Genomic DNA, 16073 nt, shown 5'->3' on the forward strand with positions numbered 1-16073 from the left:
AAGTGATGATGGGGGCTTCCAGCGTGGTGTTGCGCCTTGGCGCGATCGTGGAGGCCCTGGGGGGCGAGCTGCATGGTGATGCCGATCTGGCCATCACTGGCATTGCGCCCCTGGAGTCGGCGATTGCCAGCGAGATCGCTTTTCTCAGTAATCCCAAATACCAGCAGCAGCTGACGCATGCCCAAGCTGGATGCGTGATCGTTGGGCCTGCCCAGCGTGATATGGCGCTGGCGCGTGGCGCCTGCATCGTGGCCGATGCGCCATATCTGTATTTCGCCAAACTTACCCAGCTGTGGAAGCGCCAGCGAGTGGCTGGACAGGCGCCGGGCATACACCCCAGCGCGGTGGTGGACCCGAGTGCTGATATTGACCCAACGGCCACCATCGGCCCGTTGTGCGTGGTGGAGCGTGGTGCGCGCATTGGCGCCGGCTCAGTGCTCAAGTCCCGCGTAACCGTGGGCGAGTATTGCAGCGTGGGCGCACGTTGCTTGTTGCATGCGGGCGTGGTGATCGGTGCCGATGGCTTTGGTTTTGCACCCAATGCCGGCGCCTGGGAAAAGATTGAACAGCTGGGCGCGGTGCGCATAGGCGATGACGTGGAAATCGGCGCCAACACCTGTATAGACCGTGGTGCGCTGGACGACACTGTGATTGGCAATGGCGTCAAGCTCGACAATCTGATCCAGATCGGCCACAACGTGCAGATCGGCGATCACACCGCCATGGCCGGCTGCGTCGGCGTGGCCGGCAGCGCCCACATCGGCGCGCATTGCACCGTCGGTGGCGGGGCCATCGTGCTGGGCCATCTGACGCTGGCCGACCGTGTCAATATCTCTGCCGCCACCGTGGTGACCCGCTCAATCTCGCAGCCCGGCCACTACACCGGCATGTTTCCGATCGATGAAAACAGCAAGTGGGAAAAGAACGCTGCTTCCCTGAAACAGCTGCACAGTTTGCGTGACCGCTTGAAAGCGGTCGAGAAATCACTAGAACAACATTTGAAGAGCCTAGAAACACCATGATGGACATCCACCAAATCCTTAAGCAGCTGCCCCACCGTTACCCCTTCCTGATGGTGGACCGGGTGGTGAGCATCGATAAATCCAAGTCCATCCGCGCGTTCAAGAACGTCACCATTAACGAGCCGTTTTTCCAGGGCCATTTCCCGCGCCGCCCTGTCATGCCTGGCGTGCTGATGCTCGAAGCACTGGCCCAGGCTGCGGCCCTGCTGGCTTTTGATGCTCTCGGCAAATCGCCCGAGGACGACACCGTGTACTACTTTGCGGCCATCGACAACGCGCGTTTCAAGCGCCCTGTCGAACCTGGCGACCAGCTGATGTTGGACGTGGAGCTGGTGCGTATGAAGTCTGGCATCTTCAAATTCAAGGGCAAGGGCACTGTGGGTGACGAGCTGGCAGTTGAAGCCGAGCTCACCTGCGCCATGCGTACCATCGCCTAAGGACAGCGCGTGACCCTTATCCACGCCACTGCTGTCGTCGATCCACAGGCCCAGCTGGACCCTACGGTCAGCGTCGGCCCCTACACGGTGATCGGCCCGCACGTCAAAGTCGGTGCTGGCACCACGATAGGTCCGCACTGCGTGATCGAGGGCCACACCACCATAGGCCGTGACAACCGCATCTTCCAGTTCAACTCCTTGGGCGCGGTGCCGCAGGACAAGAAATACGCCGGCGAACCCACCGAGCTGGTGATTGGCGACCGCAACATCATCCGCGAGTTCTGCACCTTCAACCTTGGTACGGTGCAGGATGCGGGCGCCACGCGCATCGGCGATGACAACTGGATCATGGCCTACGTGCACATCGCGCACGACTGCCAGCTGGGCAACCAGATCACCATGGCCAACAACACCACCTTGGCCGGCCATGTGCAGATAGGCGATTGGGCCACGATTGGTGGCCTGACCGGTGTGCTGCAGCGCATGCGCATTGGAGCACACACCATGGTCGGTTTTGCCAGCCATGTGAACAAGGATGTCCCACCCTTCATGGTGGTCGATGGCCATCCGCTGGAGGTGCGGGCAGTCAATCTGGTGGGCCTGAAGCGCCGTGATTTTTCGGATGCGCGCTTGAAGGCCATTCGCGAGATGCACAAGCTGATCTACCGCCAGGGAAAGACGCTAGACGAAGCCCGTGCTGCTATCCAGATCTTGGCTGCGGAAGTGCCTGAAGCCGCCGCCGACATCTCCTTGGTGGACGACTTCCTCGGTTCTTCCGTCAGCGGCATCGCCCGCTGATGTCCGCTCCCTGTATCGCCATGGTGGCCGGCGAGGCCTCTGGCGACTTGCTGGCGGGTCTGGTGCTTGACGGCTTGCGCGTGCATTGGCCCGATCTGCAATCCACCGGGATTGGCGGTCCGCAGATGGCCAAGCGTGGTTTCCAGGCGGCCTGGCCCAGTGAAAAATTGGCCGTGCACGGCTACAACATGGACGTGTTTTTGCGTCTGTACGAGCTCATCAACATCCGCAAGCAGCTGCGCCAACGCCTGCTGCAAGACCGCCCGGCGGTGTTCATCGGCGTGGATGCGCCCGACTTCAACCTGGGCCTGGAAGCCGCGCTGAAGGCCCAGGGCGTGCCCACCGTGCATTTCGTCTGCCCGTCGATCTGGGCATGGCGCCCTGAGCGGGTGGAGAAGATCCGCCGCGCGGCCGACCACGTGCTGTGCATCTTCCCGTTCGAGCCGGCCTTGCTGGCCGAGCACGGCATTGCCGCCACCTACGTCGGCCACCCACTGGCCAGCGTCATCCCGCTCAATCCCGACCGCGCCGCCGCGCGGCAGAAGCTGGGCTTGGGTGGTGCGGACGATGTGGTCGCCATCCTGCCCGGCAGCCGCCAGTCTGAAATCAAATACCTGGCTTTGCGGTTCTTTCAGGCTGCAGCGCAGATGCTGCTTGCGCGACCGGCTATTAAATTTGTAGTGCCGGCGATCCCTTCGCTGAAAGAGCGGATCGAAGCCATCGCCGCTCAGGCCGGCCTGGCCGGGCGCGTGCAGATCGTTGCCGGCCAGTCGCACACCGTGCTGGCCGCCTGCGACGTGACCTTGATCGCCAGCGGCACGGCCACGCTGGAGGCCGCACTGTTCAAGCGGCCCATGGTCATCGCCTACAACATGCACTGGCTGTCCTGGAAGCTGATGCAGCGTAAGCAGCTGCAGCCCTGGGTCGGCCTGCCCAACATCCTGTGCGCTGACTTTGTGGTGCCCGAGCTGCTACAGGGCGCGGCTACGCCCCAGGCCCTGGCCGATGCCGCGTTGCAATGGCTGGACGCCAAGGGCTCTGCGAAAATCGCTGCCCTTGAAGAAAAATTCACTGCGCTGCACCACACGTTGCAGCGCGATACCGCCCAGCTTGCCACCCATGCCATCGAAAAAATTATCAGCGCCTGAGCAGGTTCCGCTGGCCTGGAGCCCGCGTGGCCTGGTCGCCGGCGTGGACGAAGCCGGGCGCGGGCCGCTGGCCGGCCCGGTAGTGGCTGCAGCCGTGATCCTGGACGATTTGCACCCCATCCGTGGCCTGGCTGACTCCAAGAAGCTGACCGCCAAGCGCCGGGAACAGCTGTATAGCGAGATACTGGCCAAGGCCCTGTGCTGCTCGATCGCCGAAGCCAGCGTCGAAGAGATTGAGCGCCTCAACATCTTGCAAGCCACCATGCTGGCCATGCAGCGCGCGGTCGAAGGCCTGCGCCTCAAGCCCGGCCATGTGCTGGTGGACGGCAACCGCCTGCCCACGCTGCGCATGACCAGCGAGGCTATCGTCAAAGGCGATTCCCTGGTGCCTGCGATCTCGGCGGCCTCCATTCTGGCCAAGGTGACGCGAGACCGCTGGTGCGCGCAGGTGGACCTCGCCTATCCGGAGTACGGTTTTGCCGGCCACAAGGGTTACGGCACGGCCGCCCATCTGGCAGCGCTGCAGGCCCATGGCGCCTGTCCGTTACACCGAAAAACATTTGCCCCCGTGACTTCCATGCTTGGGCGGCAGAGCCGTCCCGAGGCATGAAAGGCACTCTAGGTTCAACCCAGGTACTGCGATGAGTTCTGACCCCATCACCCACATACAGTCGCGCGACAACCCGCTGCTGAAAGAGCTGCGCCGCTTGTCGCAGGACAGCACGGCCTACCGTAAGCAGGGCCGCGTCTGGCTCGAAGGCGACCATCTGTGCCGCGCCGCTCTGGCCCGTGGCTGGAAACCTGCGCTGGCGGTTTTTGCGGAGTCTTTTTGGCCTCAGGCGCAGGCGGAATATTCGCAAGCAGCTATTAAAACCATAGTGGTAGCGGATAAGTTGCTGGCCGACCTGAGCAGTCTGGAATCGCCCGCGCCCATGGGTTTTGTCGTTGATCTGCCCAGCGCCACCGCGCTGGACCCGGCGGCAGCAAGCGTCATCCTGGACCGGGTGCAGGACGCTGGTAACGTCGGCTCCATCCTGCGCAGCGCCGGCGCCTTTGGCTTCAAGCAGATCATCGCCCTCAAGGGCACGGCGGCGCTGTGGAGCCCCAAGGTGCTGCGCGCCGGCATGGGCGCGCATTTCGGCCTGCGGCTGATCGAGGGCCTGGAGCCCGAAGCGCTGGAGGCGCTGGCCGTGCCCCTGGTTGTCACCAGCTCGCACCAGGGCGCGCTGCTGCAAGACCAGAAGCTGCCCTTTCCCTGCGCCTGGGCCATGGGCCACGAAGGGCAGGGCGTGGGCCCGGCCTTGCAGGCGCGCGCCCAGATTGCGGTGCGCATTGGCCAGCCTGGCGGCGAGGAGTCGTTGAACGTGGCGGCGGCGGCAGCAATTTGCCTGCACGCTTCGTCCACAGGCCGCTGACGGCGGTTCGCCCCCTTTCCAGGGTGCCGCAAACCGGCTCCGCCGGGCCGCTGGTACCGCCCCCGGCAAGGGGGGTAGCGTAGCCACACGCAGTGTGTGCGGCCTGGGGCTGAGCTATAATCATTGGCTTTCCCGCATCCACGTACGCCTAGCGCCGGTCTCACCGAACCCCCTTCCAGAGCATTTGCAAGAGTTTTCTCTTGGACCGCTTGGGCGTACCCGTAACTATTTCGGAGAACCCAGTGCTTTTGTCTCTTCAGGGAACCTTCCCATCCGCCATCCTGGCGCTCGCAGACGGCACGGTCTTTGTTGGCAATTCCATTGGAGCCCCAGGCTCCACCGTGGGCGAGGTGGTGTTCAACACCGCCATGACCGGCTACCAGGAAATCCTCACCGACCCCAGCTACTGCCAGCAGATCGTCACCCTGACGTACCCCCACATCGGCAACTATGGTGTCAATGTGGAAGACGTTGAAGCCGCCCGCGTGCATGCCGCCGGCCTGGTCATCAAAGACCTGCCGCTGATCGCCTCCAACTTCCGCAGTCACATGAACTTGTCGGACTATCTGGTCCAGCAAAAGACGGTGGCCATCGCCAATCTCGACACCCGCAAACTGACCCGTCACCTGCGTACCCACGGCGCGCAAAACGGTTGCATCCTGGCCCTGCCCGCAGGCCACGCTGTCACGCCCGAAGTCACAGCCCAAGCAGTGGCTGCCGCCAAGGCCGCACCCAGCATGGCCGGCTTGGACCTGGCCAAGGTGGTGTCGGTCCAGGAGTCCTACGCCTGGACCCAGACCGAATGGCAACTGCACCAAGGTTATGGCGAGCAAGCCGCGCCGCGCTTCCATGTGGTGGCGTATGACTTTGGCGTCAAATTCAACATTCTGCGCATGCTGGCCAGCCGCGGCTGCCGCATCACCGTGGTGCCGGGCCAGACCAGCGCCAAAGAGGTTCTGGCGCTGCAACCCGATGGCGTGTTCCTGTCCAACGGCCCTGGCGACCCGGAGCCCTGCGATTACGCGATTGCTGCGGCTCGTGAACTGATTGAGTCCGGCATTCCCACCTTCGGCATCTGCCTGGGCCACCAGATCATGGCCCTGGCCAGCGGCGCTAAGACTTTTAAGATGAAGTTTGGCCACCATGGCGCGAACCATCCGGTGAAAGACCTGGACGACGGCCGCGTCAGTATCACCAGCCAGAACCACGGTTTTGCCGTGGACCAGGCCAGCCTGCCGGCCAACCTGCGCGCCACCCATGTATCCCTGTTCGACGGCACGCTGCAAGGCCTGGCCCGTACCGACAAGCCGGCGTTCTGCTTCCAGGGCCACCCTGAAGCCTCGCCCGGCCCGCACGATATCTCGTACCTGTTTGACCGCTTTACCGCACTGATGGAGAAAACAAAAAATGCCTAAGCGGACCGACCTTAAATCCATCCTCATCATCGGCGCTGGCCCGATCATCATCGGCCAGGCCTGCGAGTTTGACTACTCGGGCGTGCAAGCCTGCAAGGCGCTGCGCGAAGAAGGCTACAAAGTCATTCTGATCAACAGCAACCCTGCCACGATCATGACCGACCCGGCCACGGCCGACGTCACCTATATCGAGCCCATCACCTGGCAAACGGTTGAGAAGATCATCGCCAAGGAGCGCCCTGACGCAATCCTGCCGACCATGGGCGGCCAGACCGCGCTGAACTGCGCGCTCGACCTGTGGCACAACGGCGTGCTGGAAAAGTACAAGGTCGAGCTGATCGGCGCCAAGCCCGAAGCCATCGACAAAGCCGAAGACCGCCTGAAGTTCAAGGACGCGATGACCAAGATCGGCCTGGGTTCGGCCCGCTCCGGCATTGCGCACAGCATGCTTGAAGCCTGGGACGTGCAGAAGACCCTGGGCTTCCCCACGGTTATCCGCCCTAGCTTCACCTTGGGCGGCACCGGCGGCGGCATTGCCTACAACTCGGAAGAGTTTGAAACCATCTGCAAGCGCGGTCTGGAAGCCTCGCCCACCAACGAGCTGCTGATTGAGGAATCGCTGCTGGGCTGGAAAGAGTACGAGATGGAAGTGGTGCGCGACACCGCCGACAACTGCATCATCGTCTGCTCGATCGAAAACCTGGACCCGATGGGCGTGCATACCGGCGACTCCATCACCGTGGCACCCGCCCAGACCCTGACCGACAAGGAATACCAGTTGCTGCGCAACGCCAGCCTGGCTGTGCTGCGCGAAATCGGCGTGGACACCGGCGGCTCCAACGTGCAGTTCTCCATCAACCCCAAAGATGGGCGCATGGTGGTGATCGAGATGAATCCCCGCGTCTCGCGTTCCTCGGCATTGGCTTCCAAAGCAACGGGTTTCCCCATCGCCAAGGTCGCGGCCAAGTTGGCTGTGGGCTATACGCTGGACGAGTTGCGTAACGACATCACGGGTGGTGCTACACCCGCTAGTTTCGAGCCCAGCATCGACTACGTGGTCACCAAGATTCCGCGTTTCGCGTTCGAAAAATTCCCCACCGCCGATGCGCGCCTGACCACGCAGATGAAGTCGGTCGGTGAAGTCATGGCGATGGGCCGGACCTTCCAGGAGTCCTTTCAGAAAGCCCTGCGCGGCCTGGAAGTCGGCGTGGACGGCATGAACGAGAAAACCCAGGACCGCGAAGTGCTGGAAAAGGAGCTGGGCGAGCCCGGCCCTGAGCGCATCTGGTACGTAGGCGACGCGTTTGCCCAGGGCATGAGCGTGGATGAAGTTTTTGCGCTGACCAAGATCGATCCGTGGTTCCTGGTGCAGATCGAGCAGATCGTGAAGGTCGAGCTGGAGCTCGAAACCAAGAGCCTGGCGGACATCGATGCCGCTACCCTGCGCGCCCTGAAGCAAAAAGGTTTCTCGGACCGCCGCTTGGCCAAGCAGCTGAAGACCACCGACACCGCGGTGCGCAACGCCCGCCGTGCGCTGGGCGTGCGCCCGGTCTACAAGCGCGTGGACACCTGCGCGGCCGAGTTTGCTACCGATACCGCCTACCTGTATTCGACCTACGAGGCGGAAGGTGGCGAGTGCGAAGCCGCGCCAACGGACAAGAAGAAGATCATGGTGCTGGGCGGCGGACCGAACCGCATCGGCCAGGGCATCGAGTTCGATTACTGCTGCGTGCACGCAGCGCTGGCCATGCGTGAAGACGGGTACGAGACCATCATGGTCAACTGCAACCCCGAAACCGTGTCCACCGACTACGACACCAGCGACCGCCTGTACTTCGAGCCACTGACCCTGGAAGACGTGCTGGAAATCGTCGACAAGGAAAAGCCTTTTGGCGTGATCGTGCAGTATGGCGGCCAGACCCCGTTGAAGCTGGCACTCGACCTGGAAGCCAATGGCGTGCCCATCATCGGCACCAGCCCCGACATGATCGATGCGGCCGAAGACCGCGAGCGCTTCCAGAAGCTGCTGCACGCTCTGGACCTGCGCCAGCCACCGAACGCTACGGCCCGTACCGAGCCCGAAGCGCTGGAAAAGGCTGCTGCCCTAGGCTACCCCCTGGTAGTGCGCCCCAGCTACGTGCTGGGCGGCCGCGCCATGGAAATTGTCCACGAGCAGCGCGATCTGGAGCGCTACATGCGCGAAGCCGTCAAGGTCAGCCATGACTCTCCGGTGCTGCTGGACCGCTTCCTGAACGACGCGATTGAATGCGATGTGGACGCGATCTGCGATGGCCAGCGCGTGTTCATCGGCGGCGTGATGGAGCATATCGAGCAAGCCGGCGTGCACAGCGGCGACTCGGCCTGCTCCCTGCCTCCGTACTACCTGTCGGCCGAGACCGTGACCGAAATCAAACGCCAGACCACCGCCATGGCGCATGCGCTGAAGGTGGTCGGCCTGATGAACGTGCAGTTCGCCATCCAGAACGTGGACGGCAAGGACGTGATCTACGTGTTGGAAGTGAACCCGCGTGCCTCGCGCACCGTGCCCTTCGTCAGCAAGGCCACCGGCATCCAGCTGGCCAAGGTGGCCGCGCGCTGCATGGTCGGCCAGTCGCTGGACGCGCAGGGCATCTTCAAGGAAGTTACCCCGCCGTATTTCAGCGTCAAGGAAGCCGTGTTCCCCTTCGTCAAGTTCCCCGGTGTGGACACGATTCTCGGCCCCGAGATGAAGTCCACCGGCGAGGTGATGGGCGTGGGCAAGACCTTCGGCGAAGCTTTTGTGAAGTCGCAAATCGGCGCGGGCACCAAGCTGCCGCGTTCCGGTAAGGCGTTTGTGTCGGTTAAAAACAACGATAAGGCGCGTGCCGTGGAAGTGGCGCGTGGATTGGCGGCCTTGGGCTTTGATTTGATCGCAACCAAGGGCACGTCGGCGGCTTTCCAGGCTGCGGGTATTGCTTGCACCACGGTCAACAAGGTCACCGAAGGCCGCCCGAACATCGTGGACATGATCAAGAACAACGAGATTGCCTTGGTCATCAACACCGTGGAAGAGCGCCGCAACGCGATAGCCGATTCGCGCCACATCCGTACCTCCGCCTTGCTGGCCCGCGTCACCACCTTCACCACCATTTTTGGTGCTGAAGCGGCGGTGGAAGGCATGCAGTACCTGGACGACCTGGATGTGATCTCGGTGCAGGAAATGCACGCTCAGCTAGGCGCCTAAAGTAAAGATACAGGTTCACTATGTCCACTCTCCCTATTACAAAGCGCGGCGCTGAGACACTCAAGGCCGAGTTGCACAAGCTCAAGACGGTTGACCGTCCGTGGGTGATCAACGCCATTTCAGAAGCACGCGCCCAAGGTGACTTGAGCGAAAACGCCGAATATGAAGCCGCGAAAGACCGCCAGGGCTTCATCGAAGGCCGGATCCAGGAGGTGGAGGGCAAGCTCTCCGCCGCGCAGATCATTGATCCTGCGGCACTGGATGCTGGTGGTCGTGTGGTGTTCGGTGCAACTGTTGATCTGGAAGACGAAGATTCTGGCCAGGCAGTGCAATACCAGATCGTTGGCGAAGACGAGGCCGATCTGAAGCTGGGCCGCATTAACGTGTCCAGCCCGATTGCCCGCGCCCTGATCGGCAAGGAAGTCGGTGATACCGCCGAGGTAAACGCGCCGGGTGGCCTGAAGCGTTACGAGGTGATGGCGGTCAGCTACATCTAAGCTAAGCCATGCGCCAGCGTTTGCCTATTGGTTTGGCCGCCCTTTGGTGGGGCAGCCTGACCACGCTTGGCTTTATGGTCGTGCCGTTGTTGTTCATGGTGCTGCCGAGCCCTGCGATTGCGGGGAGTGCGGCCGCCAAGCTGTTTACGGCGCAAACCTGGCTATCTATGGCATGCACCTTGTTGCTGCTGTTGATTTCCAGGTCAAATGAGGCTCTTGCGCAGGCAAAGTATGCGCCTGTAGCTACTATTTTGATAGCATTTGGTTTGCTTGCTGCAGTGCTGGTGGAGTTTGCCGTGTCCCCGCACATCGTGGCGCGGGAGAGCTTGAAGCTGTGGCATAGCCTGGGTACAGGCTTGTATTTGCTGCAGTGGCTGGCAGCGGGCGCGACACTCTGGAAGGTGTCGGCCCCGCAGACCTAGATCAGGTCTGGCTGCGCTTTTTGAGGCTGGTTTTGGGCTTTGGCTTGGCGCGCTTCACGGTGCCACCAGCCGTCAGGCGCTGGTTGCCCAGAACCCGCAAAGTTTTTACTTCAGGACGCTGACCACCACGCGTGCTATGTTTCAGCACCTTGAAATCGCGCGGACCGGGCATGCGGTCTTCGTCGATTTTGCGTTCTTTGGTGATTTCCGGCTGCGGGCGCCAGAGTATCAGCAGCTTGCCGATGTGCTGGATGGGGGCAGCGCCGAGTTCGTCCGCCAGAGTTTGGTACATGGTTTCGCGGGCGACGCGGTCGTCCGAGAAAATACGTACCTTGATCAGGCCGTGTGCGTTCAGCGCTAGGTTGACTTCTTTGATGACAGCGGGGGTCAAGCCGTCGCTGCCAACCATCACCACCGGGTTTAAATGGTGGGCTTCAGCGCGATGAACCTTGCGCTGGGCAGGGGTAAGTTGTATTTGAGACATGTGCGTATTATCAAGGCCAAGATGAAAGTTAAAACACAAAGTAAAAAAGTCAACAAGGCTTGGTTGAACGATCACGTCAACGACCCCTATGTAATTTTGGCCAAAAGAGAGGGATACCGTGCCCGCGCGGCTTATAAATTGAAGGAAATTGACGAGGCCTTTCAGTTGATCAAGCCCGGACATGTAGTGGTCGATCTGGGTTCCAGTCCTGGTGCCTGGAGCCAGTACGTGCGGCGCAAGCTGTCGCCCAAGACGGCGGTGGGTGGTGGTGCTGCGGTGGGTGAGCTCAATGGCAGCATCATTGCCATCGACCTGTTGCCCATGGAGCCTATCGAAGGCGTGGTGTTTTTCCAGGGCGATTTTTGCGAGCAGGGCATGCTGGACAAGCTGGCCACGGAGTTGGGCGGACGTCTGGCGGATGTCGTCGTTTCTGATATGGCGCCCAATCTGTCGGGTATCCATTCGGCGGATGCGGCCCGAGTCGAGGGTTTGGTGGAGTTAGCCGTGGATTTTTGCCAAAGCCATTTGAAACCCCAGGGTGCTTTGGTGGTGAAGTTGTTCCATGGTGGTGCCTACGATCCGCTGGTGAAGCTGTTCAAGCAGTCGTTCCATACGGTGAAACCCATGAAGCCCAAGGCTTCGCGGGACAAGTCTACGGAGACGTTCCTGGTAGGTCTGGGCTTGAAATCAGTGGCCAAAACCCAGCAGTAGTTTCGTAACAGTTCCGTAACAGCTCGGTGAATTGCCTGGTTATGCCGTTAAACCCTTGTTACGCCTATGGCTGCCATAGTCAAGATATACGGTGCGTGGCCTTGAAACGCCTAAAATAGTACGCACTTACGTTGAAGTCTTTCTACCGGAGCCTTGCTTGAAAAATCCGTGGTTTTCCAAAATTGCCGTCTGGCTCGTCATTGCGATGGTGCTATTCACGGTTTTCAAACAGTTCGACACCCGCGCCAGCGTGGGGTCTGGCTATCTTGGCTATTCCGAGTTTCTGGATGAAGTGCGTAACAAGCACATCAAGACAGCAACCATCCAGGAAGGCCAGGGCGGTACCGAGATCGTGGCCATCACCAATGATGACCGCCGTATCCGCACCAATGCCACCTATCTGGACCGTGGCCTGGTTGGCGACCTGATCGCCAACAACGTCAAATTCGACGTCAAGCCGCGTGAAGAAGGCTCCTTGCTCACCACGCTACTGGTCAGCTGGGGCCCCATGCTGCTGTTGATCGGCGTCTGGGTGTACTTCATGCGCCAGATGCAAGGCGGTGGCAAGGGTGGAGCATTTAGCTTCGGCAAGAGCAAGGCCCGCATGCTGGACGAGAACAACAACGTCGTCACCTTTGCCGACGTGGCGGGTTGCGACGAGGCCAAGGAAGAAGTCAAGGAAGTCGTGGACTTCTTGAAAGACCCGGCCAAATTCCAGAAGCTGGGCGGCCGCATTCCCCGTGGCCTGCTTTTGGTCGGCCCTCCCGGTACCGGCAAGACGCTGCTGGCCAAGGGCATCGCAGGCGAAGCCAAAGTGCCTTTCTTCTCGATTTCTGGCTCTGATTTCGTTGAAATGTTCGTCGGCGTGGGCGCGGCCCGTGTTCGCGACATGTTCGAAAACGCCAAAAAGAACGCACCTTGCATTATCTTTATCGATGAAATCGATGCCGTTGGCCGCCAACGTGGTGCCGGCTTGGGTGGTGGTAACGACGAGCGCGAACAAACCCTGAACCAGATGCTGGTCGAGATGGACGGTTTCGAAACCAATCTCGGCGTGATTGTGGTGGCTGCCACCAACCGCCCTGACATTCTGGATGCCGCTTTGCTGCGTCCAGGCCGTTTCGACCGCCAGGTCTATGTGACTTTGCCGGACATCCGTGGCCGCGAGCAGATCCTGCATGTGCACATGCGCAAAGTCCCGGTCAGCCAGGACGTGAATGCCAGCATCATTGCTCGCGGTACGCCCGGAATGTCGGGAGCCGATTTGGCAAACCTGTGTAATGAAGCTGCGCTGATGGCGGCCCGTAGAAATGCTCGCGTGGTGGAAATGCAGGACTTCGAGAAGGCCAAGGACAAGATCCTGATGGGCCCGGAACGCAAGAGCATGGTCATGCCCGAGGAAGAGCGCCGCAACACGGCCTACCACGAGTCTGGCCACGCGCTGATCGGCAAGCTCTTGCCCAAGTGCGACCCGGTGCACAAGGTTACTGTCATCCCCCGTGGCCGCGCCCTGGGCGTGACCATGAGTCTGCCAGCCCAAGACCGCTACAGCTACGACAGTGAATATATGCTGAGCCAAATCAGCATGCTGTTTGGTGGCCGTATCGCCGAAGAAGTGTTCATGAACCAGATGACCACCGGCGCCAGCAACGATTTCGAGCGTGCTACCTCCATTGCCCGCGATATGGTGACCCGCTACGGCATGACTGATGCACTGGGCCCGATGGTGTATGCCGAAAACGAAGGCGAAGTGTTCCTGGGCCGCTCGGTGACCAAGACCACCAATATGAGCGAACAGACGATGCAGAAGGTGGACAGTGAAGTTCGCCGCATCATCGACCAGCAGTACTCCTTGGCGCGCAAGCTGATCGAAGAGAACAGCGACAAAATGCACGCCATGGCCAAGGCCTTACTGGAATGGGAAACCATCGACATCGACCAGATCGATGACATCATGGCCGGTCGTGAGCCACGCCCCCCCAAAGACTGGACGCCGCGCACACCAACCGGTGGCGGCAGCAATGGTGGCAGCGGCGGAGCACCTGCCGTTTCTACCGACCCAGCACCTACCGCAGCCTGAGCGCTGCGCCTGTTGAAAAGGGCCCTCTGAGGGCCCTTTTTCTGTTTTTGAAATAGTCCCTCTCGGTATTCAACGGTCATGTATTGGCAAACGTCCCGCTTCCAGATCCATTTGGACCAGCCCCAGGTCATGGGCATCGTCAACGTCACCCCTGATTCGTTTTCAGACGGAGGCCAGCATGCTGTCACCTCGGCTGCTATGGCGCATTGTGAGCAGCTGCTGCGCGACGGTGCCCAGATTCTGGATCTAGGCGCGGAGTCCACCCGCCCCGGCGCGCAGCCGGTACCGGTAGAGCAGGAGCTGGCGCGCCTGCTACCCGTCTTGCGTGCGGCGGCCACCTTGGGTGTGCCGATTTCGGTAGATACCTACAAGCCGCAGGTCATGCAGGCCGCGCTGGATGCTGGAGCGGACATCATCAACGACATCTGGGCGCTGCGCTGGACGGACCCTGCCGCACCGCAGTATCGAGGTCCCGACATCGTAGCCAGCCACCCGGCATGCGGTGTCTGCCTTATGCATATGCACCGCGAGCCTATGACCATGCAGGCCGCTCCCATGCAAGGCGACGTGGTGCAGCAAGTGCTATTGTTTTTACAGCATGCTGCGCAGGGTTTGTCTGCGCTGGGGGTCGAAAAGACCCGTATTACACTCGACCCTGGTGTTGGCTTTGGTAAAACTGTGGAGCAGAACTTTGCCTTGCTGGCGCGCCAGTCTGAACTGCTGGTATTGGACTATCCGCTATTCGTGGGCTGGTCCCGCAAATCTTCTTTGGCCCAGATGGGCGCCGGTGGCGGAGCTTTGGCGCCGCAGGAGCGGCTGGTGCCCAGCGTGGCAGCCGCCTTGCTGGCGGTGGAGCGTGGGGCCCGCATCGTGCGCGTGCACGACGTGGCCCAGACGGTACAGGCTCTGAAGGTCTGGCAGGCGGCGAGTGCTGGCTGAAACGGCTATTAGAAAACTAGCAAAACTGCGATGTAATCGCACGCATTTCATAAGAACAGGAAAAAAATGACCCGTACCTATTTCGGCACTGACGGCATTCGAGGAACCGTCGGCCAGGCTCCCATTACCCCTGATTTTGTGCTGCGCCTGGCCCATGCTGTGGGGCGTGTGCTGAAGCAGACTGAGGCCCGCCCGACCGTGTTGATCGGCAAGGACACCCGTATCTCCGGTTACATGCTGGAGAGCGCGCTTGAGTCCGGCTTCAACTCTGCCGGCGTGGATGTGGTCTTGCTGGGCCCACTGCCAACGCCCGGCGTGGCCTACCTGACGAGGGCGCAGCGCGCCAGCCTGGGCGTGGTCATCAGCGCCAGCCACAACCCGTTCCCAGACAACGGCATCAAGTTCTTCAGCGCCGAAGGTACCAAGCTGCCCGATGCCTGGGAAATGGCGGTCGAGGAGGCCTTGGATAAACCTCCGGTGTGGGCCGATTCCGCCTCGCTGGGTAAGACGCGCCGCCTGGAAGATGCCGCTGGCCGATATATCGAATTCTGCAAAAGCACTTTCTCCAATGCGTTGACGCTGAAAGGCATTCGCATTGTGGTGGATGCCGCCCATGGCGCGGCTTACCACATTGCGCCTAAGGTGTTTCATGAGCTGGGCGCCGAAGTCATTGCCATCGGCTGCGCACCGGATGGCCTGAACATCAACTACAAGGTGGGTGCAACCCACCCCCAAGCCCTGGTAGAGGCCGTCAAAGCCCACCAGGCCCACTTTGGCGTGGCCTTGGATGGCGATGCCGACCGTCTGCAAATGGTGGACAGTCAGGGCCGGCTGTTCAATGGCGACGAGATCCTGTACCTGATGGTGAAAGAGCGGCTGTCGCGGGGCGGCAAAGCCGGCAGCAAGCGCGCGGGCGATGCCGTGCCCGGCGTGGTCGGCACCTTGATGACCAATATGGCGGTGGAGCTGGCTTTGCAGGAACAGGGCGTAGAACTGGTGCGCGCCAAGGTGGGCGACCGCTATGTGCTGGAAGAGCTGGAAAAGCGCGGCTGGCTGCTGGGCGGCGAAGGCTCCGGCCACCTGTTGGCGCTGGACAAGCACACCACGGGCGACGGCCTGGTCAGCGCGCTGCAAGTGCTGCAAGCCTGCGTGCGTGCAGGCCAAAGCCTGTCCGAACTTTTAGCCGACCTGACGCTGTTTCCGCAAACCCTGGTCAACGTGCGCCTGCAGCCCGGCCAGGACTGGAAAGCCAATACCCAGCTGCCCATTGCCACCAAGGCGGTGGAAGCCGAGCTGGGCAAGAACGGCCGCGTGCTGATACGTGCCAGCGGCACGGAGCCCCTGGTGCGTGTCATGGTGGAAGCCCGCGACGCGCAGCAGGCCCAGGCCTGCGCGGAGCGGATCGCGGCGACCCTGCGCTGAGTCTCCATGCCTTAGAAGAAGGGTCGTCGTCTGGCGGCCCTTCGTGTTTAGTCCCGTCGG

Annotated in this window: 15 protein-coding genes; 14 read left to right on the top strand and 1 reads right to left on the bottom strand. The window is 61.3% G+C overall.

Annotated features, from left to right (window positions below; genetic code table 11):
* Positions 1-5 precede the first annotated feature (5 nt).
* From lpxD to AC4BBN_RS14440, 10 genes are all read left to right on the top strand, one after another.
* A complete protein-coding gene (gene lpxD, locus AC4BBN_RS14395) occupies positions 6-1022 on the top strand; it encodes a UDP-3-O-(3-hydroxymyristoyl)glucosamine N-acyltransferase (protein ID WP_490592652.1) in 1017 nt (338 codons plus the stop codon).
* A complete protein-coding gene (gene fabZ, locus AC4BBN_RS14400) occupies positions 1019-1459 on the top strand; it encodes a 3-hydroxyacyl-ACP dehydratase FabZ (RefSeq protein ID WP_490592653.1) in 441 nt (146 codons plus the stop codon). The genes lpxD and fabZ overlap by 4 nt, the downstream gene beginning before the upstream one ends.
* Before the next feature lie 9 nt (positions 1460-1468).
* Positions 1469-2257 carry an acyl-ACP--UDP-N-acetylglucosamine O-acyltransferase gene (gene lpxA, locus AC4BBN_RS14405; protein ID WP_490592654.1) on the top strand — a complete coding sequence of 263 codons (789 nt, stop codon included), beginning with the start codon at positions 1469-1471 and terminating at the stop codon, positions 2255-2257.
* Positions 2258-2277: 20 nt separating this feature from the next.
* The gene (lpxB, locus tag AC4BBN_RS14410) at positions 2278-3405 is read left to right on the top strand and encodes a lipid-A-disaccharide synthase (protein ID WP_490592880.1); all 1128 of its coding nucleotides are present in this window, start codon (positions 2278-2280) and stop codon (positions 3403-3405) included.
* Positions 3377-4015: a ribonuclease HII gene (gene rnhB, locus AC4BBN_RS14415; RefSeq protein WP_490592655.1), complete on the top strand. Its 639-nt coding sequence runs from the start codon at positions 3377-3379 to the stop codon at positions 4013-4015. The genes lpxB and rnhB overlap by 29 nt, the downstream gene beginning before the upstream one ends.
* Before the next feature lie 31 nt (positions 4016-4046).
* Positions 4047-4820: a TrmH family RNA methyltransferase gene (locus tag AC4BBN_RS14420; protein ID WP_490592656.1), complete on the top strand. Its 774-nt coding sequence runs from the start codon at positions 4047-4049 to the stop codon at positions 4818-4820.
* Between the two features lie 242 nt (positions 4821-5062).
* Positions 5063-6235 (top strand): glutamine-hydrolyzing carbamoyl-phosphate synthase small subunit, encoded by a 1173-nt coding sequence (gene carA, locus AC4BBN_RS14425; RefSeq protein WP_490592657.1) that lies wholly within the window; start codon positions 5063-5065, stop codon positions 6233-6235.
* Positions 6228-9458 carry a carbamoyl-phosphate synthase large subunit gene (carB, locus tag AC4BBN_RS14430; protein WP_490592658.1) on the top strand — a complete coding sequence of 1077 codons (3231 nt, stop codon included), beginning with the start codon at positions 6228-6230 and terminating at the stop codon, positions 9456-9458. Before carA ends, carB begins: the two co-directional genes overlap by 8 nt.
* Before the next feature lie 20 nt (positions 9459-9478).
* Positions 9479-9955, top strand: coding sequence for a transcription elongation factor GreA (greA, locus tag AC4BBN_RS14435; protein ID WP_490592659.1), 477 nt, complete (start codon positions 9479-9481; stop codon positions 9953-9955).
* 8 nt (positions 9956-9963) lie between these two features.
* Complete coding sequence (locus AC4BBN_RS14440) at positions 9964-10377, top strand: DUF4149 domain-containing protein (protein ID WP_490592660.1); 414 nt, start codon at positions 9964-9966, stop codon at positions 10375-10377.
* 1 nt (position 10378) lies between these two features.
* Here the strand turns inward: AC4BBN_RS14440 and AC4BBN_RS14445 are convergent, their stop codons facing one another.
* Positions 10379-10861, bottom strand: coding sequence for a YhbY family RNA-binding protein (locus tag AC4BBN_RS14445; RefSeq protein ID WP_490592661.1), 483 nt, complete (start codon positions 10859-10861; stop codon positions 10379-10381).
* Positions 10862-10882: 21 nt separating this feature from the next.
* Between AC4BBN_RS14445 and AC4BBN_RS14450 the strand changes: the two genes are divergently transcribed.
* From AC4BBN_RS14450 to glmM, 4 genes are all read left to right on the top strand, one after another.
* Positions 10883-11572: an RlmE family RNA methyltransferase gene (locus AC4BBN_RS14450; RefSeq protein WP_490592881.1), complete on the top strand. Its 690-nt coding sequence runs from the start codon at positions 10883-10885 to the stop codon at positions 11570-11572.
* A gap of 157 nt (positions 11573-11729) precedes the next feature.
* A complete protein-coding gene (gene ftsH, locus AC4BBN_RS14455) occupies positions 11730-13652 on the top strand; it encodes an ATP-dependent zinc metalloprotease FtsH (protein ID WP_490592662.1) in 1923 nt (640 codons plus the stop codon).
* A gap of 78 nt (positions 13653-13730) precedes the next feature.
* A complete protein-coding gene (folP, locus tag AC4BBN_RS14460) occupies positions 13731-14591 on the top strand; it encodes a dihydropteroate synthase (protein WP_490592663.1) in 861 nt (286 codons plus the stop codon).
* A 66-nt stretch (positions 14592-14657) separates the two neighbouring features.
* The gene (gene glmM, locus AC4BBN_RS14465; protein ID WP_490592664.1) at positions 14658-16013 is read left to right on the top strand and encodes a phosphoglucosamine mutase; all 1356 of its coding nucleotides are present in this window, start codon (positions 14658-14660) and stop codon (positions 16011-16013) included.
* Positions 16014-16073 lie beyond the last annotated feature (60 nt).

Source organism: Rhodoferax sp. SPJ21 (genome assembly GCF_058216335.1).

Coding starts and splice junctions, on each gene's coding strand:
- lpxD (WP_490592652.1), top strand. CDS start 6: ATGATGGGGGCTTCCAGCGTGGTGTTGCGCCTTGGCGCGATCGTGGAG.
- fabZ (WP_490592653.1), top strand. CDS start 1,019: ATGATGGACATCCACCAAATCCTTAAGCAGCTGCCCCACCGTTACCCC.
- lpxB (WP_490592880.1), top strand. CDS start 2,278: ATGGTGGCCGGCGAGGCCTCTGGCGACTTGCTGGCGGGTCTGGTGCTT.
- rnhB (WP_490592655.1), top strand. CDS start 3,377: ATGCCATCGAAAAAATTATCAGCGCCTGAGCAGGTTCCGCTGGCCTGG.
- AC4BBN_RS14420 (WP_490592656.1), top strand. CDS start 4,047: ATGAGTTCTGACCCCATCACCCACATACAGTCGCGCGACAACCCGCTG.
- carB (WP_490592658.1), top strand. CDS start 6,228: ATGCCTAAGCGGACCGACCTTAAATCCATCCTCATCATCGGCGCTGGC.
- greA (WP_490592659.1), top strand. CDS start 9,479: ATGTCCACTCTCCCTATTACAAAGCGCGGCGCTGAGACACTCAAGGCC.
- AC4BBN_RS14440 (WP_490592660.1), top strand. CDS start 9,964: ATGCGCCAGCGTTTGCCTATTGGTTTGGCCGCCCTTTGGTGGGGCAGC.
- AC4BBN_RS14445 (WP_490592661.1), bottom strand. CDS start 10,861: ATGTCTCAAATACAACTTACCCCTGCCCAGCGCAAGGTTCATCGCGCT.
- AC4BBN_RS14450 (WP_490592881.1), top strand. CDS start 10,883: ATGAAAGTTAAAACACAAAGTAAAAAAGTCAACAAGGCTTGGTTGAAC.
- folP (WP_490592663.1), top strand. CDS start 13,731: ATGTATTGGCAAACGTCCCGCTTCCAGATCCATTTGGACCAGCCCCAG.
- glmM (WP_490592664.1), top strand. CDS start 14,658: ATGACCCGTACCTATTTCGGCACTGACGGCATTCGAGGAACCGTCGGC.